Below are 16,588 nucleotides of genomic sequence, written 5' to 3' on the forward strand. Positions count from 1 at the left end.
GCATATTTACGTAGGTATCGCAGGCCGATACCTTTTGTCGACCCGCCCCGGCCTCACATCTCCGCTGCGGGGGCTGCCGGGGCCAGGGCCCGATGGCCCTTGCCCATGCGCTTGGCCGCATACATGCCCTGATCCCCGCGATCAATCAAGGATTGCGCCGTCTCCACCGTACCGCCGCGATAGGGGGCAACGCCAATGGAAACGCCCAGCGGCTTGTCTTCCGAGGCGGAAAGCGGGCGCAGGAATTCCGCCGCTTCCCGCAGCAGCCGGTCGGCCACGGCCATGGCCTGGGCCTCATCCACCCGGTCAACCCACAGCACAAATTCATCCCCGCCCAGCCGGCCGGCCAGATCGGCGACCCGGGCCAGCCGGCGCAGCAGGTCGCCCACGGCGCGCAGCACATCATCGCCGGCCCCATGGCCCAGCTTGTCATTGACCGCCTTGAAGTTATCCAGGTCGAAATAAAGCAGGGCGGAACTGCCGCCCGTCTGCTTTTCCAGCCTTTGTTCCAGCAGTTCCATGAAGGTGCGGCGGTTATAAAGCCCCGTCAGCCCGTCGCGTTCCGACAGGGTTTTCAGCCGTTCCTGATAGCGGGCCTGGGCCACGGCGACGCCGACCTGATCGGCGATGGCCTGGACCATGGAGACATCTTCCTCGCTCCAGGGCCGGCCGTCGGCCTGCCAGACCATGACGGCGCCATTCACCTCGTGCCGGAACAGGGTGCGGCAGGCCAGCAGGCTGATCTGGTCATCGCCGCCAACCAGCGGCGTTGGCTGCAGGGCCGCCTGTTCCAGCAGGGCCGCCACCTGATCCGTCGCCGGCTCCACCAGGGTAGCGGGCGGCCCCGCCGCCGGCAGGAAGACATCACCGGTACGGGCATATAGCCGGGCGCCCGCGGCCCCGGTGGCGTTGGTGGCCACGCCGACAGCAATTTCCAGCGTCTTGCTGGGGTCCACATCGTCGCGGGTGGAGGAGACGATATAGCCCAGATATTTCTCACGCAGGCGCACCTGCGCCAGTTCCATGCCTTTGACGCGGGCCTCCGTAATGTCGCGGCAGGCGCCACGGGCGCCGATCCAATACCCCTCCGCCCCGCGCAGGGGCACGGCAGAGGAGATCAGGCAGAAGGCATCCCCCTCCCGCCCGCGCATCCATACTTCGGTCCGCTCGATCGGCACATCGGTTTCAAAGGGCAGCGGCTGGTCGGCAAAGTCCGACAGCACAAATTCCGACGGATGGCGGCCGATCAACTGTTCGGCACTATAGCCGATGGCGCCGGCGGCGGAGACGAAGACGAAGCGCCCGTCCGGCCCCACCTCCCAGGCGAAATCGGACGAGATATCGACCAGATCCTTATAGCGCTGGCGTGATTCCGTCAGCGCATGGCGCAGCCGTCGTTCCAGTGTGGCATCACGGCCCAGGCACAACACCTTGCCGCCGGGCAGCAAGGCGGCGGTGAATTCCACCACGCCCGGACCGTGCCCGGTTTCCACCGGTACCGACCGCGTGGCCTCGGCGGCTGGGCCGCCGGTGCTGGCCCAGCGTGTCAGATCGGCCGACCAGCCATCATGCCGCTGGGCCAGCATTTCCGCCGCCGCATTGGCCGCCAAAATGCGTCCATCCGGCCCCAGGCACAAGGCTGGGCCCGGCCAGCCATCCAGCACGACCTGGACCGGCCCCACCTGGCTTTCACCAGAACCATTGGCGGGATCGTGCGGGGCGGCGGGAAGATCGGAACCGGGTTCAAGCGACACAGCGGGCAAAACTCCACCAGCAATGGTAATGGCTCCAAAGAGGTAACGCAGTCCCGGCCTGCGGTCCACCGGGCTTGCGGATAGGGTGACGAAGCCGCATCTTCCCCGCCATGATGAAAGATGACGCCATGACCGCCCCTGCCGCCCCCTTCGCGCATGTCCAGGAATGGATCTTCGATCTGGACAATACGCTCTACCCCGCCGCCTGCAACCTGTTCGCCCAGGTTGATGTGCGCATCACCGATTTCATCGCCACCGAACTGGGGCTGGATGCGGTGGCCGCCAAGCAGTTGCAGAAAGATTATTATCGCCGCTTCGGCACCTCGCTGCGCGGGATGATGCTGGACCATGGCACCGATCCGCAGCGCTTTCTGCATTATGTGCATGATATCGATGTCACCGCGCTGACGCCGTCGCCGGCGCTGGCCGATGCCATCGGTGCCCTGCCGGGGCGCAAGCTGATCTATACCAACGGCTCTGTCCGCCACGCGGAAAATGTCATGGAACGGTTGGGCGTCGCCCAGCATTTCACCGGCATTTTCGATATTGTCGCCGCCGATTACCGGCCCAAGCCGGACCCGCAGCCCTATGCGGAGATGGTGGCCCGCTTCGGCATCGATTCCCGCCGCGCCGCCTTTGTGGAAGATCTGCACCGCAATCTGGTGCCGCCCGCCGCCATGGGCATGACCACGGTGTGGCTGCGCGCCGACAGCGCCTTCTCCCACCCGGAAAACAAGATCGGGGAGGTTGCCGCCCCGACCGACCATCCGGGTGAGCATGTGCATCACATTATCGATGATCTGGAGACATGGCTGGTGGCGCTGGCCACGGACCTGTCATCCGCGCCGGCACGTTGACAGGGCGGGGGCACCCGCCCATTGTCCCCGGCGATCCGGGGGACACTGTAATGAAGATGCGCGATCGACCGCCGGATACTAACAAACGGGACTTTGAGAGAACATGAGCCACGCTGATCTTTCCCGCACCATCGATGCCGCCTGGGACAACCGCGAGGGTCTGGGCTTTTCCACCCAAGGCGCCGTGCGCGACGCGGTGGAAACCGCCCTGTCCCTGCTGGACAAGGGCGAAGCCCGCGTGGCGGAAAAGATCGACGGCACCTGGGTGGTGAACCAGTGGCTGAAAAAGGCGGTGCTGCTGTCCTTCCGCCTGAATGACAACAGCGTCATCCAGGGCGGCCCCGGCGGGGCCACCTGGTGGGACAAGGTGCCGTCCAAGTTTGTCGGCTGGGACGAGGCCGCCTGGCGTCAGGCCGGCTTCCGCGCCGTACCGGGCAGCGTGGTGCGCCGCAGCGCCTATGTGGCGCCGGGCGTGGTGCTGATGCCCAGCTTCGTCAATGTCGGTGCCTTTGTCGACAAGGGCACCATGGTGGATACCTGGGCCACCGTTGGTTCCTGCGCCCAGATCGGCAAGAATGTGCACCTGTCCGGCGGTGTCGGTATCGGCGGCGTGCTGGAACCGCTGCAGGCCGGCCCGGTGATCATCGAGGATGATTGCTTCATCGGCGCGCGGTCGGAAGTGGTGGAAGGCGTGATCGTGGAGCAGGGGGCTGTCCTGTCGATGGGCGTCTTCATCTCCGCCACCACCAAGATCATCGACCGCAGCACCGGTGAGGTGTTTGTCGGCCGGGTGCCGGCCTATTCCGTGGTGGTGCCGGGCAGCCTGCCGGGCAAGCCGCTGCCCGACGGCACGCCGGGCCCCAGCCTGTCCTGTGCGGTGATCGTCAAGCGCGTGGACGCGCAGACCCGCTCCAAGACCAGCATCAACGATCTGCTGCGTGATTGATGGGTGAAGGCGCGTAACAGACGTTTTACTGAAACGCCCTTATTTTGACCGTCACCCCGGCGAAGGCCGGGGTCCAGTTCGTAGAGCAATGCGCCCCGAAATCCTGGACCCCGGCCTTCGCCGGGGTGACGGTTAAGGATTTCAATTGGTTAAGAATTCTAACTGGCGCAATCTCTCTCAGATCAGGCCCCCCAACCCCCAGGCTTCCCCCATGTCCATCGATCCCGTCGCCCTGACCCAGGCCCTGATCCGTTGCCCCAGTGTCACCCCCGCCGATGCCGGGGCGTTGGGCGTGCTGGAGGGGGTGTTGACCGACATGGGCTTCACCTGCACCCGCCTGCGGTTTGAGGAGCCGGGCACCGACCCGGTGGACAATCTCTATGCCCGCCTGGGCAGCGCCAGCCCCAATTTCTGCTTCGCCGGCCATACCGATGTGGTGCCCACCGGCGACCGCGCCGGCTGGACCGTCGATCCGTTCGGGGCGGAGATCATTGACGGCAAGCTGTTCGGGCGCGGTACCTCCGACATGAAGGGGGCCATCGCCTGTTTCGTTGCCGCAACGAAATCGTTCCTGGATCGCAACGGTACGCCCAACGGCTCCATCTCCCTGCTGATCACGGGGGATGAGGAAGGGCCGTCCATCAATGGCACGCGCAAGGTGCTGGACTGGATGCGCGAGCAGGGGGAAGTGATCGATGCCTGTCTGGTGGGGGAACCCACCAACCCGAAGGCGCTGGGCGATATGATGAAGATCGGCCGGCGCGGCTCCGTCACCGCCACGCTGACGGCCTATGGCGCGCAGGGCCATGTCGCCTATCCGCATCTGGCGGACAACCCGCTGCCCCGCCTGACGGAGGCGCTGACCCTGCTGGCCGGCAGCCCGCTGGATGAGGGCACGGCCCATTTCCAGCCCAGCACCCTGGCGCTGACCACCATCGATGTCGGCAACCCGGCCAGCAATGTCATCCCGGCCAAGGGCACGGCCAAATTTAATATCCGTTTCAACGATCTGCACACGCCCGACAGCCTGGAAGCCCATATCCGCGATGTGCTGGAAGAGGTGGGGGGCGCCTGGGACTTGAAGATGCAGACCAGCGGTGTCGCCTTCCTGACCCCGCCCGGCCCCCTGGTGGCCACGGTGGCCGGGGCCGTGACGGCGGTGACGGGCAAGCAACCGGAATTGTCCACCAGCGGCGGCACGTCGGATGCCCGTTTCATCAAGGATCATTGCCCGGTGGTGGAATTCGGGCTGGTCGGCGCCACCATGCACAAGGTGGATGAACATGTGGCCGTGGCCGACCTGATCCAGCTGACCGCCATTTATGACCGGGTGCTGGTTGATTTCTTCGCCGGCAAGGCCGCCTGATGCTGTCGCCTGAAATCCGGCAGGGGCTGGCCGGCGCCCTGCGCCTGTTGCGGCTGGATGCCGGCGGCATGGCCTGTTTCAGCGACAGCGATGCGGATATTGCGCGCAGCTTCAGGGTCTATCTGCTGGTCTTCCCGCTCTCCCTGCTGATCTCCGTGGCGCTGGGCGACCCGATGTTGGGCAAGCTTGGCCTGCCGCTTTATCTGGCGCTGGAGGCGGTGACGATGGCGGCCAATGTCGCCGGATTCCTGCTGCTGGCCTGCCATCTGGCCCAGGCCATGGGGCATGGATCGCGCATTGGCCTGATGGTGGTGGCCTATAACTGGTCGCAGCTGGTGGCCATGCTGGTCTATGCCCTGTTCGTCACCCTGTCCCTGGGCCTGTCCGGCGGTGGGGAGGCGGGGGCGCGGGCGGTGAATGGTGCGTTGGTTCTGCCCATGCTCTGGCTGCTGGTCTATGGCTGGTTCGTGCTGCGCCAGTCGTTGGCCTGCAACGGTTTGCTGGCCAGCGCCCTGCTGCTGAGCGATCTCACCCTCAATCTGCTGATCAATTCCGCGACCCAGGCGGTGGGGTAACCAACCCGCCTTCCGGCGGATTGGAGGCCGGCGACTGCCGGCCCGCCGCACGTGCGGCGTGAGCCAAGGGCGCGGATGCGCCCACCCGGCGACTGAGGGAACGCGAAATCTCCCTTGATCGGTCACGATCAAGGGAGATTGGTATTACTCCGTCTCCCCACCGCCGGCGGACCATTCGGCGATGCGGGACAGGTGGGCGTAATCGGTGAAGCGCGGCGCCCAGCTGGGGCGCGGCTGGCTGCGATAGGGCATGGCCGGATCGTCGAACGCCTCAATCAAGGCCAACAGCCCCTCGCGCGCCTCATCCGCCAGATCATGGGCATCATCCTTCAGGGTCTGGATGGTGCCGGCGGGGTCGCCACCGGTGAGACGCCAGAATTCCAGCCCCTCCACCGTCGCCGGTCCGATCTCGGTAAAGCCGCCCTCCCGCGCGATCAGCGCTTCCAAGGGCAATTGCGGGGCCTTGCCCAGCCGCACTTCCTTGCCGGTCGGCGGCAGGCCGGTCTTGTAATCCAGCAGCACCACGCCGCCGGTGGGCGTGCGGTCGATACGGTCGGCCTTGGCGGTCAGGATGAAATCCCCACCCGGCGGGGTCAGGCGGATGCTGCCTGTCACCTCAATGGCCAGCGGGCGGATGGTTTTGCGGCGTTCCGCCTCCACGCCCAGAAACCAATCAGCGACCCGTTCAAAGCGTGGCCACCAGAAGGCCTGCACCCCCGGCTGGTCCAGCAGGTCGCCAAACGCCTCCCGCCCGCAGGCAAGCAGTTCCGACCGCGCATTGCCCGGCAGTTGCGACGGATAGCGGCGGATGAAATTTTCCAGTGCCTTGTGCAGAATCTCCCCGCGTTCCGCCGCACCGGGGTCGGCATCAATCGGCTCCAGCGCCTCCAGCTCCAGAATCTTGCGGGCATAGATGGCATAGGGGTCGCGCATCCAGGTTTCGATCTGGGTGACGGACAGTTTGCGCGGGCGCGCCGTCAGCGGCGGGCAGGGGGCCGGGGCCGGGCAGGGCTTCACCTGGGCGGGCCGGTCCAGGGCCTGATACAGGGCACGGTAATGCTCCACCGCATGGCCGATGGAGCCGCGCAGCCCCGCCTTGCCCAGCACCGTATCCAGCCGCAACAGCCAGCGCGACGGCACGGTCGGCGTGCCGTCCACCCGTTCGGAACGGGAGAGATAGAGCGTGTGCGCCCCGCAGGCATGGGCGAAATCATGCGCCGCCTGCCCCACCTGCCGTTCCGGCGACGGCAGGCCGAATCGGGTGCGCATCGGGCGCGACATCCAGGGGTCGGGTGTGGGGGCAGGGGGCCATGTCCCCTCATTCAAGCCTGCCAGGATCACCGTATCGAACTGCTGCAACCGTGCTTCCATCAGGCCCAGGATATGCAGGCGCGGATGCAGGCCAAAGGCCGGGCGCACCGGCCGCCCGGAAATCAGCACCTCCATCAGGCCGGCATAATCGCGCCCGCCCATGCTGGGATAGCCGGTGGCGGCGTCGCGCAACTCATCAATGAAGGCGGCGGCGGCCTCCCCGTCCTTGTCGCGCCACAGCCGTTCATTGCCGGGCTCGGCCTCCAGCGCTGCCATCGCCTCCGCTGCCCCCACATGCAGGTGCAGCCAGTCGGTCAGGGGCCGTTCCTCCCCATCGCGCACGGCATTGATGAAATCCCCCATCCGTTCTTCCAGCCGGTCCACCAGGGCCAGCAGATCGGCCTTCAGCGCCGGGTTGCCCAGCCGGCGGCGGTCGGCCCCGTTCAGCGCCTGGCGCAGCCCGTCCAGCCCGCCCGGCGGGCGCGGGCCGCGCAGCACCGCCTTTTCCAACTGGCGACCTAGCCGACGCAGGTCGCCCGCCTCCATCCCGCCACCGGCCAGCGGGTGTTTCAGCAGCGACAGCAGCGGGATGGGCGCCCCCTGTACCGCCAGATCAGCAATGACGCGCAGGAAGCTGCCCACCGGCGTCTGTGCCAGGGGGCGACCGGCGCTGTCATCCACCTTGATGCCCCAGCGGGCCAGTTCGGTGGCGACCCGTCGGGCCAGATTGCGATCCGGCGTCACCAGGGCCGCCGTCTTTTCCGGCACTTCCAGCGCTTCCCGCAGGATCAGCGCGATGATGCCCGCCTCCTCCTGCGGGGTGGTGGCGTCGATTCGGTGCAGCCGTTCCAGGGCGCTGGGGTCGATATCGGGCAGGTCGCGCCAGGCCTCCGTCGTGCCGGCGGGGCGCATGGCCTCCGCGATCAGGCGGATACGGGCGGGCGGGCAGGAAAGGCGGACGCTGGCCGGCACCGGCCAATCCTGCACCTCCTCCCGCGCCACACCCAGCCGGTTGATCAGGTGTTTCAGGGCGAATTGCGGGTGCGCCTCATCCAGCGCGCTCCAGGTCTCGGCATCGATATCCTGGTCCAGGCCGGGCAGCACCACTTCGCCTTGCGGCAGCCTTGCGATGGTGGCCAGCAGGTCAGCCGATGCCGGGATGGTGCCGGTGGAACCGGCGGCGATGATCGGATGGGGCGGCGGGTTCAGTTCCAGCGCGCGGGCAAAGGCGGCCAGCCGGTTATTGCGTTCCTGCGCGGGGTCCACCACCCCCAGATCGGCCAGGATTGCCGGCCATTGGTCGATGATGATGGACAGGAAGGACAGGGTGACCTGCCAATGTTCGGCATAATCATCGGGCACCAGGGTGCGGAGCTGGTCAAAGCTCAGCTGTTCGGTCTGCACCTGATCCAGCAGCTTGGCCAGCTCCCGCCCCAGGCGGGCGGCCTGCGCCTTGGTCTTGGCGAAACTGTCCCCGGCGGCCAATACCGCGCGGGACAGCAGCAATTGCCGGCGCAGGGGAGCGATGGCGGGGGCCAGATCCAGCCCGCCGGCCTTCATCCCGTCCAGCATCAGGGTGATTTCGTCGCTATCCACATCGCCCAGCGGGGCCATGCGCGGCAGCAGAATGGGCCGCCCGCCCGACAGGCGCAAAAACGCCTCCCGCAGCGACCGCACGGCACGCGCGGTGGGCAGCAGCACGGTGATCCGGCTCAACGCCAGCGCATCGCCCTCCACCCGCGCCCACAGGCCGGCGGCCAGCGCGTCAACAAAGGGCAGGTTGGGGGCAAGGGTATAGACGTTGGGCATGGGGACCGGGGGGCCTTGGACGAAGAAAAGGATTCTCACATTTTAAGTGCTTTCCCCGCGGAAGCGGGGAACCAGGGCCAACCGGGAACCACGGTCAGGTGCCCTTGGCCCTGGACCCCCGCTTACGCGGGGGAGGCAGGTAGAGGCAGGGGATATCTCAGCGCTCAGGGCGGCGTCGCAGTGCTCACGCTCCCCTTACGGCACCACCTCCCGCCCCACCGGCTCCCGCAGATGCGCGTCGACCAGCGGAACGGCGTCGGGCGTGCCGACATGGTACCAGTTGCCATCATGGCGTACACCATAGAGCCGGCCTGCCGCTTCGGCCTCCCGCCAGATCAGGCTCTGGCTGAAGGCCCCTGCCGGGCGGTCCGCGAACAGTTCCGGTTTCATGATGGCGATGCCGGCCATCACGAAGGGGCTGACCTCCCCCTCCACGCGGCTCGTCAGCACGCCGTCCGGGGCCATGTGGTAATCGCCGCGCCCGTCATAGCCAACGGCGGTGGCCGTGGGCGTGACCAGTAACAGGCAATCCATCTTGTCGGCGTCCCAGGCCTGGGCCAACCGTTGCAGGGCGGGCACCGGCCCATCCAGCCAGACAATATCGGCATTGATGGTGAAAAACGGCTCCTCCCCCAGCAGGGGCAGGGCGTGGCGCACGCCGCCGCCGGTTTCCAAAACCTCTTCCTCCCGCGACAGGGAGATGCGGGGGGCGGGCTGTTGGCGGGCGGCCAGATGGCCAGCGATCTTGTCGGCCAGCCAATGGGCATTCACCACCGCCTCTGCCACGCCGACATCGGCCAGCCGGTCCAGCGCATGGTCCAGCATCGGCTTGCCACCGACCGCGACCAGTGGTTTCGGCGTGGTCAGGGTGATCGGCCGCATCCGCATTCCCAATCCGGCGGCCAGCACCATGGCCCGCTTCGGCATGAAACCCATGAAAGAAACTCCCTTGCTCGGCGGACGGCTCCCGCGATCCCCCCAGTTACAGCCGAGATTGAGCATAGGACCGCCGCCGCTGTCACGTACGACCAAACAGTCGACAGATCGTCCATTGCACGTACAAGGCAGGTTAGAGCATTGGGTGTGAAATCGGAATCGAAGGATTCCGTTTAAGTTCTGGATGTGATTCATCTGAACCAGGTTCTTTTTGAAACCTATGTCGAAACCCAGTTAGCGCCGACCCTGCGACGTCGTCATCCTCGATAACTTGTTCAGCCGTAAAAGCGAGAAGGCCAAGGCTATTATTGAGAAGGTGGGGGGCATGGCTCTTGTTTTTGCCGCTCCATATTCCAGACCTCAACCCCAATATCAAACCAGAGGACTCTGCTTATAAACGCTTATGTTTTGGGGAGCAGGACACCCTGACTTTGACGGTTGCGCTTCCCCCTTGCGCCGCCCCCCCTTCTGTCCCATATCGACAGCCGGTTGCGGCCAGTTCTGGCCGCCTGTTGCATGACCACATGATGAGAGACGAGAAGCGATGAGCGAGGAACGGCTTAGTTTCCAGGCCGAGGTCAGCCGCCTGCTGGACATGGTGGCCCACAGCCTCTACTCGGACAAGGAAGTCTTCCTGCGGGAATTGATCTCCAACGCATCGGACGCCTGCGACAAGCTGCGCTATGCGGCACAAACCGATGCGGCGCTGATGGAAGGCGACCCGGATTTCAAGATCCGTCTGGTGATCGACAAGGATGCCGGCACGCTGACCGTGACCGATAACGGCATCGGCATGAACCGGCAGGATCTGGTGGATAATCTGGGCACCATTGCCCGGTCCGGCACGTCGGCCTTTGTCAAGAACCTGTCAGGCGATGCCAAGAAGGATGTCAGCCTGATCGGCCAGTTCGGCGTCGGCTTCTATTCCGCCTTCATGATCGCCGACAAGGTGGATGTCTATTCCACCCGTGCCGGTGAAAAGCACGGCTGGCTGTGGAGCAGCGACGGCAAGGGCAGCTTCACCGTGGCCGAAAGCGCCGATGCGCCGGCCCGTGGCACCCGCATCGTGCTGCATGTGAAGGCGGACGAGAAGGATTTCCTGGACGAACACCGGCTGCGGTCGGTGGTGAAGAAATATTCCGACCATATCGCCGTGCCCATCCTGCTGGGCGAGGAGGCGGATTCGGTCAATGCTGCCAGCGCGCTCTGGACCCGGTCAAAGTCGGAGATCAGCGAAGAGCAGTATAAGGAATTCTATCACCATGTCGGCCACAGCTTCGATGATCCGTGGCTGACCCTGCATTGGCGCGCCGAAGGGGTGATCGAATATACCGGCCTGCTGTTCGTGCCGCAGCAGCGCCCGTTCGACCTGTTCGATCCGCGCCGCGCCCATCATGTGAAGCTCTATGTCCGCCGCGTCTTCATCACGGACGAGGCGGAAGGGCTGGTGCCGCCCTATCTGCGCTTCCTGCGCGGCGTGGTGGACAGCGAAGACCTGCCGCTGAATGTCAGCCGCGAGATGCTGCAGCACAATCCGGTGCTGGCCAAGCTGAAGGCCGGCATCGTCAAGCGCGTGCTGGGCGACCTGAACAAGAAGGCGGCTGACCCTGAACAGGCCGCCGAATATGCCCGTTTCTGGGATGCCTTCGGCCCGGTGCTGAAGGAAGGCCTGTATGAGGATTTCACCCACCGCGACGATCTGCTGAAGCTGCTGCGCTTCCGCACCACCGCCAGCAATGGTGAGCTGGTGAGCCTGGAAACTTATATCGGGCGGATGAAGGAAGGCCAGGACGCGCTCTATTACATTACCGGTGAGGATGCAGCCGCGCTGGCCAAGAGCCCGCAGATCGAAGGCTTCCGCGCCAAGGGTGTGGAGGTGATGCTGCTGACCGACCCGGTGGATGAATTCTGGCTGGGGTCGGTGCGGGAGGCCCAGGGCAAGGCCTTCAAGTCCGTCACCCGTGGCGGGGCCGACCTGTCCAAGATCAAGGGCACGGACGGCGAGGAAAAGAAGGACGAGGCCGAGAAGCCAGCGGAAGGCGATCTGTCTTCCCTGATCGCCCTGCTGAAACTGACGCTGGGCGAGGCGGTGAAGGATGTCCGCCGGTCGGAGCGGCTGACCGACAGCGCCGTCTGTCTGGTGGCCGATGATGGCGACATGGATATCCACCTGCAGCGCCTGTTGAAGCAGCATGGCCAGTTGGGGGCCGATGCCAGCGCCAAGCGGGTGCTGGAACTGAACCCAAGCCATGCGCTGATCCGCCGGCTGGCGGAAAAGGCCGGGCAGGATGGGGCGGCGGACGCGCTGGAAGATGCCGCCTATCTGTTGATGGATCAGGCCCGCATCGTGGAGGGCGAAACCCTGCCCGACCCGGTGGCGTTTGCCCGCCGCATGGCCAGCTTTGTCGAGCGCGGCCTGGGCTGATCGGCGCCTAAGCCTGACGATGCCCTGAAGAGAGATGGCGCCGGCCCGCACAGCCGGCGCCATTTTCATCGGGGATAGGCGTATCGCTTGGAAGCGAATGCCAGCGTTGCTATCATTGTTATCATGTCGATACAGAACCGCCCTTTACAGCCAGCCCCCATCAAGGCAACGCCCGATCTTCTGGCGGCGGTGTCGGCTGCCGACGCGGAAATGGCCATGGTCGGCAGCATCGCGCTGGAAGATGTAAAGGCTTGGGTGGAAAGCTGGGACACGGTGGCTGAGAAACCCCTACCGCAAGCACGCCCGCTTTCACGCTGAGAATGGTCCGTCCGATACGGTTTTCGCCCGCTGCGGTGCGTGACCTTGCCCTGATCCGCGCATGGTATGGACAGGCGGGTTCCGGCCCCACGGCTCGGCGGAAGGTGCGCCAGATTTTGGCTGGTATCCAGTCCCTGGGCGTATGGCCGGAGCAAGGCCGTCTTTTGGACGATACCCCCGACCTGCGGGCTTTGACGGTTCAGCAACATATGATCGTCTACCGTCTCAGCGAATCTGACGGATGTGTCTACATCCTGCGTCTCTGGGCGCCCGGACAAAACCGCCAGCCCTTGACCTGACTTCACGTCCCCCGCAGCGCCGCAAGCGCCGCCGGATAGCGGCGGGAAGCGGGGATGGTGCGGCTGTCGGAGAGGGTGAGGCTGTAGTCGCCGGAACCATCCGGCAGCACCGCCCGCACATGGGCCGGGTTCACCAACCAGGACCGATGCGGTCGTACCAGGCCATGGGGCGACAGGTCGGCCAGCACCTGGGTCAGGGTGGCCCGCATCAGCAGGGCACGGCCATCGGCCAGCAGAAATTCCGCATAATTGCCGGCCGACCGCACGGCCAGAATATCGACCACCGGCACCCGCCACAGCCGCGCCCCGTCACGGATATCAAATTGGGCTGGCGCTATAGGGGTGGGCGCATATGTCGTGACCGGTGACGGCATTCCTGTGTCAGTTTCTGGCCTGACACGTCCCAAACCTGTCGCCACGAAGATCGCCGCGAAGACGATATAGGTGATGGCATCCTTGCGGAATTCATAGAGCATCACGTCAGGCGACAGGCGGAAATGGTAATTCAGGTCGAACAGCCAGGAACAGAGTTCCCGCAAACCCGCCATTCCCACCACATGCAGGGTGGAAAACAGCAGCAAGGCCGGCAGATGGGCCAGTGCCTGCCGCCCCCAGGGCGCTGACAGCGGTGCCCGCGCCAGCGCCAGCGCCGGCAGGATGCTGGTGGCCAGGATCATGATGCCGCTGCTGCCTTCCAGCATGGCGATGAACCACCAGGAAAGCGGCTTGCCGGCCCATTCCCCTTCCTGCACCGCCGTCATCACGTTGAAGCTGTTGGAGAGCAGGATCAACAGGGCCAGCAGCAGATAGGGGCGGGGGCGGAACGGGTTGCCGCCCGTCCCCCAGCGGGTGCCGCCTGTCCCTGCCATCACCGCCGCAGTGCCCGGCATCCCGTCAGCCTTGCCGGCAGGGGCGTTGCCGCGCCAGTCAGGGCCATCGGCAACCACACCAGACCCTTGCGATGACCATGGCAACCGCACCTTCACCCGCCCCCGTTCCTGATGGCCCCCCCACCCGGCTGGATTTCCTGGATTGGGTCCGGGTGGGGGCCTTCGGTCTGTTGATCTTCTACCATATCGGCATGTTCTATGTGAGCTGGGACTGGCACGCCAAAAGCGGCCATGCCAGCCCCTGGGCCGAGCCTTTGATGATGCTGTCCAGCCCCTGGCGGCTGACCCTGCTGTTCCTGGTGTCCGGCATCGCCACCCGCTTCATGCTGGCCAAAATGTCGCCAGGAAGACTGCTCCGGTCACGCTTGGCGCGGCTTGGCATCCCTTTGCTGTTCGGCATGGCCGTGATTGTGCCACCGCAATCCTATGTCGAGGTGGTGGAGAAAATCGCCTATCCCGGCAGCTATTGGGAATTCTGGGGCCAGTATCTGCGATTCTATCAGGGTTTCTGCCGGGATGGCGATTGCCTGATCCTGCCCACCTGGAACCATCTCTGGTTCGTGGCCTATCTGCTGGTCTATACGCTGATCCTCGGCGCGATATTGATCACAAACCGTGACTGGTCGCGTTTAAATCCGTTGTTTCGCTGGACAGAGGGGCCATTGCTGTTGATCCTTCCCTGGCTGGCGCTGGCGGGGCTGCGCCTGGGGCTGGCGCCGATCTTCCCGATCACCCATGCGCTGGTAGATGACTGGTACAATCATGCCCTGTCATTCTCGGCCTTCCTGTTCGGCTTTGTCCTCGCCCGCCGGATCGGCGTTTGGGAGAATGCGCAACATTTGCGCTGGCCGGCGCTGATCCTTGGCCTCGCCGCCTATGCCGGTTTGCAGCTCTATTACACAACCTATGCCGACCGCGATCCGCCAGAAACCCTGCGCGCCGCCATGCGGTGCGTCTATGCCGCCCAGCAATGGGGCTTCATTCTGGCCATTCTGGGCTTTGCCCGGCGGCATCTGAACCACCGGCCACCGATTCTCCCCTATTTGTCACGCGGGGTCTTCCCCTTCTACATCCTGCATCAGACCGTGATTGTCTGTGCCGGGCATGGGCTGAAACAGCTGGGGCTTCCGGCGGGGTGGGAATTCATCGCCTTGATGGCGGTTACCCTGGCCGCCTGCCTGGGGGGGTATGAAATCATCCGCCGCGTGCCGCTGCTGCGCCCCCTATTCGGTCTGCCTTATACCCAATTGCCCTGATCAGGGCCCTTAAAGCGGAATCGCTTTGGAGCGTAAATCCGCTCGCTGAACAAGTGTCTGGAGTCGTGCGCGTTTCCGGTTAAACGCGCACGACTCCAGTGGCCGGGCGCTGCCTCCGGCAGCTTGGCTTACACGCCCATAGGGGGGCTGAGCCGGCGGTCGCCAGCCTCCAATCTGCCAAAGTCAAAAGCCTTTGGGAGATTGGTATTGTTCCTCTTCAAGCCCCGCTCAGGCAGCCTGATCCAGAATATGCCCCACCGCCCCGTCTGGGGGTAGGTGGTTGGCGACAAATTCCGCCACCGGCGACAATAGCGGGTGGCGGATGGCATGGGCAAACTGGCCCCAGACACGGGCCAGGAAGGCCAGTTGTTTACGGCTGCCACCCTGGGCGCACAGCTGGGCCACCCGGCCCAGAATGCGCGCATGGCGCATCGCCCCCATCACCGCATAGCTGGCGTTGAACGCATCGGCACCAACCCCCGACCTGGCATCCAGGTAACGGGTGCGCATGGCGGTCTGAATGTCCGGGGGCACATCGCGCCTGGCATCTTCCAGCAGGGACAACAGGTCATAGCTGACCGGGCCGATGCCGGCATCCTGCACATCCAGCAACCCGCCGGCCCGCACACCCGCGCGGGCCGGCAGCAGCATCAGGTTGCCGGGATGATAATCCCGCAGCAGCAGGCTGACTGGCAGCCGGCCCAGCACCCCTTCCAGCACTACCCGCCATGCCGCATCCAGCGCCGCCCGTGCCGCATCGCCCAAAGGCTGACCGGCAGCCAGGAAATAGGCATCGCCGAACAGGCCAACCTGGGTGCTGAACAGGGCCAGATCATAGTGGGGCAGGCCCGCCGCCCCCGGCTGGTCCAGGCGGAAACGATCATGCAGATGGATCAGCACATCGGTGGCCAGCCGATAGAGCGGCCAGGGATCGGCCCCGCCTTCCAGCAGCCGGGCGAAACTGTCATCACCATAATCTTCCAGCAGCAGCAGGCCCTGATCCGGTGCGGCGGCATAGGGTTCCGGGGCGGACAGGCCGCATTCCCGCAGCAGGGCACAAACCTGCATAAAGGGGGGCACCTGTGCTGCCCCGGCACCGTCCGCATCCATCAGGATGGCGCTGGGCGGTGCTGCCCCCTGCCGGGTCAGCCGTTCATAACGGCGGGTGGACCAGTCGGCCCCCATGGGAAGGCGTGCGGCCCCGCCCCAGCCGCATCCTTCCAGCAAGGTGATGATCTGGCTTTCGCGCATCACGCCATCCCCGCCAGCCGGCCTTCCCAGCGGCCCCGCCCCGTCAGCATGGCGCGGCGGCTGGCGGGACCGGTGATGGTGATGTCGATATCCAGCCGGTCGGCGGGCAACAGCCGGCCCAGCCGATCCGGCCATTCCACCAGGGCGCAATCCTGCAACGCCTCCTCCCAGCCCAGTTCCACCACCTCCGCCGGGTCGGTCAGCCGGTACAGGTCGAAATGCCAGAGCGGGGGGGACAGGTGATCGTACTGCTGCACCAGGGTGAAGGTGGGGCTGGGCACCTCCTCTGCCGGGTTATCGGCCAGATGGCGGATCAGCGCCCGGCAGAAGGCGGTTTTGCCGGCCCCCAGATCACCCCGCAGGGCCAGCACATCGCCGCTGCGCAGCCACCCGGCCACGGTCGCGGCCAAGGAGGCCGTGGCATCTTCATCGGCAAGATCGAAAACAAGGCTGGTCATGGGGCCTGCGAATGAATCTTAACGGATTGCGTGTTGAATGGGAGTCTATCCCAACTTCATGACGCTTTGGAATGGCTGGTTCCGTTTGCCATCCAGACATTGCGGGGCTTGCCAAGCCGGGGGAAAGGGGGCACCTA

13 protein-coding genes are annotated in these 16,588 nt (G+C 65.3%); 7 read left to right on the top strand and 6 right to left on the bottom strand.

Annotation, left to right across the window (positions count from 1 at the left end):
* Positions 1-53 precede the first annotated feature (53 nt).
* Positions 54-1,754, bottom strand: coding sequence for a diguanylate cyclase (locus tag PCJ49_RS20015; RefSeq protein ID WP_269912487.1), 1,701 nt, complete (start codon positions 1,752-1,754; stop codon positions 54-56).
* Between the two features lie 128 nt (positions 1,755-1,882).
* Here PCJ49_RS20015 and PCJ49_RS20020 point away from each other — a divergent pair, with 128 nt between their 5' ends.
* The 4 genes from PCJ49_RS20020 to PCJ49_RS20035 all read left to right on the top strand — a co-directional run bounded on the left by PCJ49_RS20020 (position 1,883) and on the right by PCJ49_RS20035 (position 5,498).
* A complete protein-coding gene (locus PCJ49_RS20020) occupies positions 1,883-2,611 on the top strand; it encodes a pyrimidine 5'-nucleotidase (protein WP_269912488.1) in 729 nt (242 codons plus the stop codon).
* A 103-nt stretch (positions 2,612-2,714) separates the two neighbouring features.
* Positions 2,715-3,557 (top strand): 2,3,4,5-tetrahydropyridine-2,6-dicarboxylate N-succinyltransferase, encoded by an 843-nt coding sequence (gene dapD / locus PCJ49_RS20025; RefSeq protein WP_269912489.1) that lies wholly within the window; start codon positions 2,715-2,717, stop codon positions 3,555-3,557.
* 211 nt (positions 3,558-3,768) lie between these two features.
* Positions 3,769-4,923, top strand: coding sequence for a succinyl-diaminopimelate desuccinylase (dapE, locus tag PCJ49_RS20030; protein ID WP_089288636.1), 1,155 nt, complete (start codon positions 3,769-3,771; stop codon positions 4,921-4,923).
* Positions 4,923-5,498, top strand: coding sequence for a hypothetical protein (locus PCJ49_RS20035; protein ID WP_269912490.1), 576 nt, complete (start codon positions 4,923-4,925; stop codon positions 5,496-5,498). The genes dapE and PCJ49_RS20035 overlap by 1 nt, the downstream gene beginning before the upstream one ends.
* Before the next feature lie 144 nt (positions 5,499-5,642).
* Here the strand turns inward: PCJ49_RS20035 and addB are convergent, their stop codons facing one another.
* Positions 5,643-8,618, bottom strand: coding sequence for a double-strand break repair protein AddB (gene addB, locus PCJ49_RS20040; protein ID WP_269912491.1), 2,976 nt, complete (start codon positions 8,616-8,618; stop codon positions 5,643-5,645).
* Between the two features lie 195 nt (positions 8,619-8,813).
* Positions 8,814-9,554 carry a nucleotidyltransferase family protein gene (locus PCJ49_RS20045; protein ID WP_269912492.1) on the bottom strand — a complete coding sequence of 247 codons (741 nt, stop codon included), beginning with the start codon at positions 9,552-9,554 and terminating at the stop codon, positions 8,814-8,816.
* Between the two features lie 544 nt (positions 9,555-10,098).
* Between PCJ49_RS20045 and htpG the strand changes: the two genes are divergently transcribed.
* Both htpG and PCJ49_RS20055 read left to right on the top strand, forming a co-directional pair.
* Positions 10,099-11,979 (top strand): molecular chaperone HtpG, encoded by a 1,881-nt coding sequence (htpG, locus tag PCJ49_RS20050; RefSeq protein WP_269912493.1) that lies wholly within the window; start codon positions 10,099-10,101, stop codon positions 11,977-11,979.
* A 123-nt stretch (positions 11,980-12,102) separates the two neighbouring features.
* Positions 12,103-12,297: a hypothetical protein gene (locus tag PCJ49_RS20055; RefSeq protein ID WP_269912494.1), complete on the top strand. Its 195-nt coding sequence runs from the start codon at positions 12,103-12,105 to the stop codon at positions 12,295-12,297.
* A gap of 301 nt (positions 12,298-12,598) precedes the next feature.
* Here the strand turns inward: PCJ49_RS20055 and PCJ49_RS24785 are convergent, their stop codons facing one another.
* Positions 12,599-13,543, bottom strand: a complete 945-nt coding sequence (locus tag PCJ49_RS24785; protein ID WP_269912495.1) for a LytTR family DNA-binding domain-containing protein — start codon at positions 13,541-13,543, stop codon at positions 12,599-12,601.
* 14 nt (positions 13,544-13,557) lie between these two features.
* Here PCJ49_RS24785 and PCJ49_RS20065 point away from each other — a divergent pair, with 14 nt between their 5' ends.
* On the top strand, positions 13,558-14,742 hold the full coding sequence (locus PCJ49_RS20065) for an acyltransferase family protein (protein WP_269912496.1): 1,185 nt from the start codon (positions 13,558-13,560) through the stop codon (positions 14,740-14,742).
* A 228-nt stretch (positions 14,743-14,970) separates the two neighbouring features.
* Here PCJ49_RS20065 and PCJ49_RS20070 read toward each other — a convergent pair whose 3' ends face one another.
* Both PCJ49_RS20070 and tsaE read right to left on the bottom strand, forming a co-directional pair.
* Positions 14,971-15,993: a phosphotransferase gene (locus PCJ49_RS20070; protein ID WP_269912497.1), complete on the bottom strand. Its 1,023-nt coding sequence runs from the start codon at positions 15,991-15,993 to the stop codon at positions 14,971-14,973.
* On the bottom strand, positions 15,993-16,451 hold the full coding sequence (tsaE, locus tag PCJ49_RS20075; protein WP_269912498.1) for a tRNA (adenosine(37)-N6)-threonylcarbamoyltransferase complex ATPase subunit type 1 TsaE: 459 nt from the start codon (positions 16,449-16,451) through the stop codon (positions 15,993-15,995). Before tsaE ends, PCJ49_RS20070 begins: the two co-directional genes overlap by 1 nt.
* Between the last annotated feature and the right edge of the window lie 137 nt (positions 16,452-16,588).

The organism is Niveispirillum sp. BGYR6 (assembly GCF_027568365.1).
Taxonomy (GTDB): domain Bacteria; phylum Pseudomonadota; class Alphaproteobacteria; order Azospirillales; family Azospirillaceae; genus Niveispirillum.

Excerpts from the sequence above, each read along its gene's own strand:
- PCJ49_RS20035 (WP_269912490.1), top strand. The coding sequence starts at position 4,923 with ATGCTGTCGCCTGAAATCCGGCAGGGGCTGGCCGGCGCCCTGCGCCTG.
- PCJ49_RS20065 (WP_269912496.1), top strand. The coding sequence starts at position 13,558 with ATGACCATGGCAACCGCACCTTCACCCGCCCCCGTTCCTGATGGCCCC.
- dapE (WP_089288636.1), top strand. The coding sequence starts at position 3,769 with ATGTCCATCGATCCCGTCGCCCTGACCCAGGCCCTGATCCGTTGCCCC.
- PCJ49_RS20055 (WP_269912494.1), top strand. The coding sequence starts at position 12,103 with ATGTCGATACAGAACCGCCCTTTACAGCCAGCCCCCATCAAGGCAACG.
- dapD (WP_269912489.1), top strand. The coding sequence starts at position 2,715 with ATGAGCCACGCTGATCTTTCCCGCACCATCGATGCCGCCTGGGACAAC.
- addB (WP_269912491.1), bottom strand. The coding sequence starts at position 8,618 with ATGCCCAACGTCTATACCCTTGCCCCCAACCTGCCCTTTGTTGACGCG.
- tsaE (WP_269912498.1), bottom strand. The coding sequence starts at position 16,451 with ATGACCAGCCTTGTTTTCGATCTTGCCGATGAAGATGCCACGGCCTCC.
- htpG (WP_269912493.1), top strand. The coding sequence starts at position 10,099 with ATGAGCGAGGAACGGCTTAGTTTCCAGGCCGAGGTCAGCCGCCTGCTG.
- PCJ49_RS20070 (WP_269912497.1), bottom strand. The coding sequence starts at position 15,993 with ATGCGCGAAAGCCAGATCATCACCTTGCTGGAAGGATGCGGCTGGGGC.
- PCJ49_RS20045 (WP_269912492.1), bottom strand. The coding sequence starts at position 9,554 with ATGGGTTTCATGCCGAAGCGGGCCATGGTGCTGGCCGCCGGATTGGGA.
- PCJ49_RS20020 (WP_269912488.1), top strand. The coding sequence starts at position 1,883 with ATGACCGCCCCTGCCGCCCCCTTCGCGCATGTCCAGGAATGGATCTTC.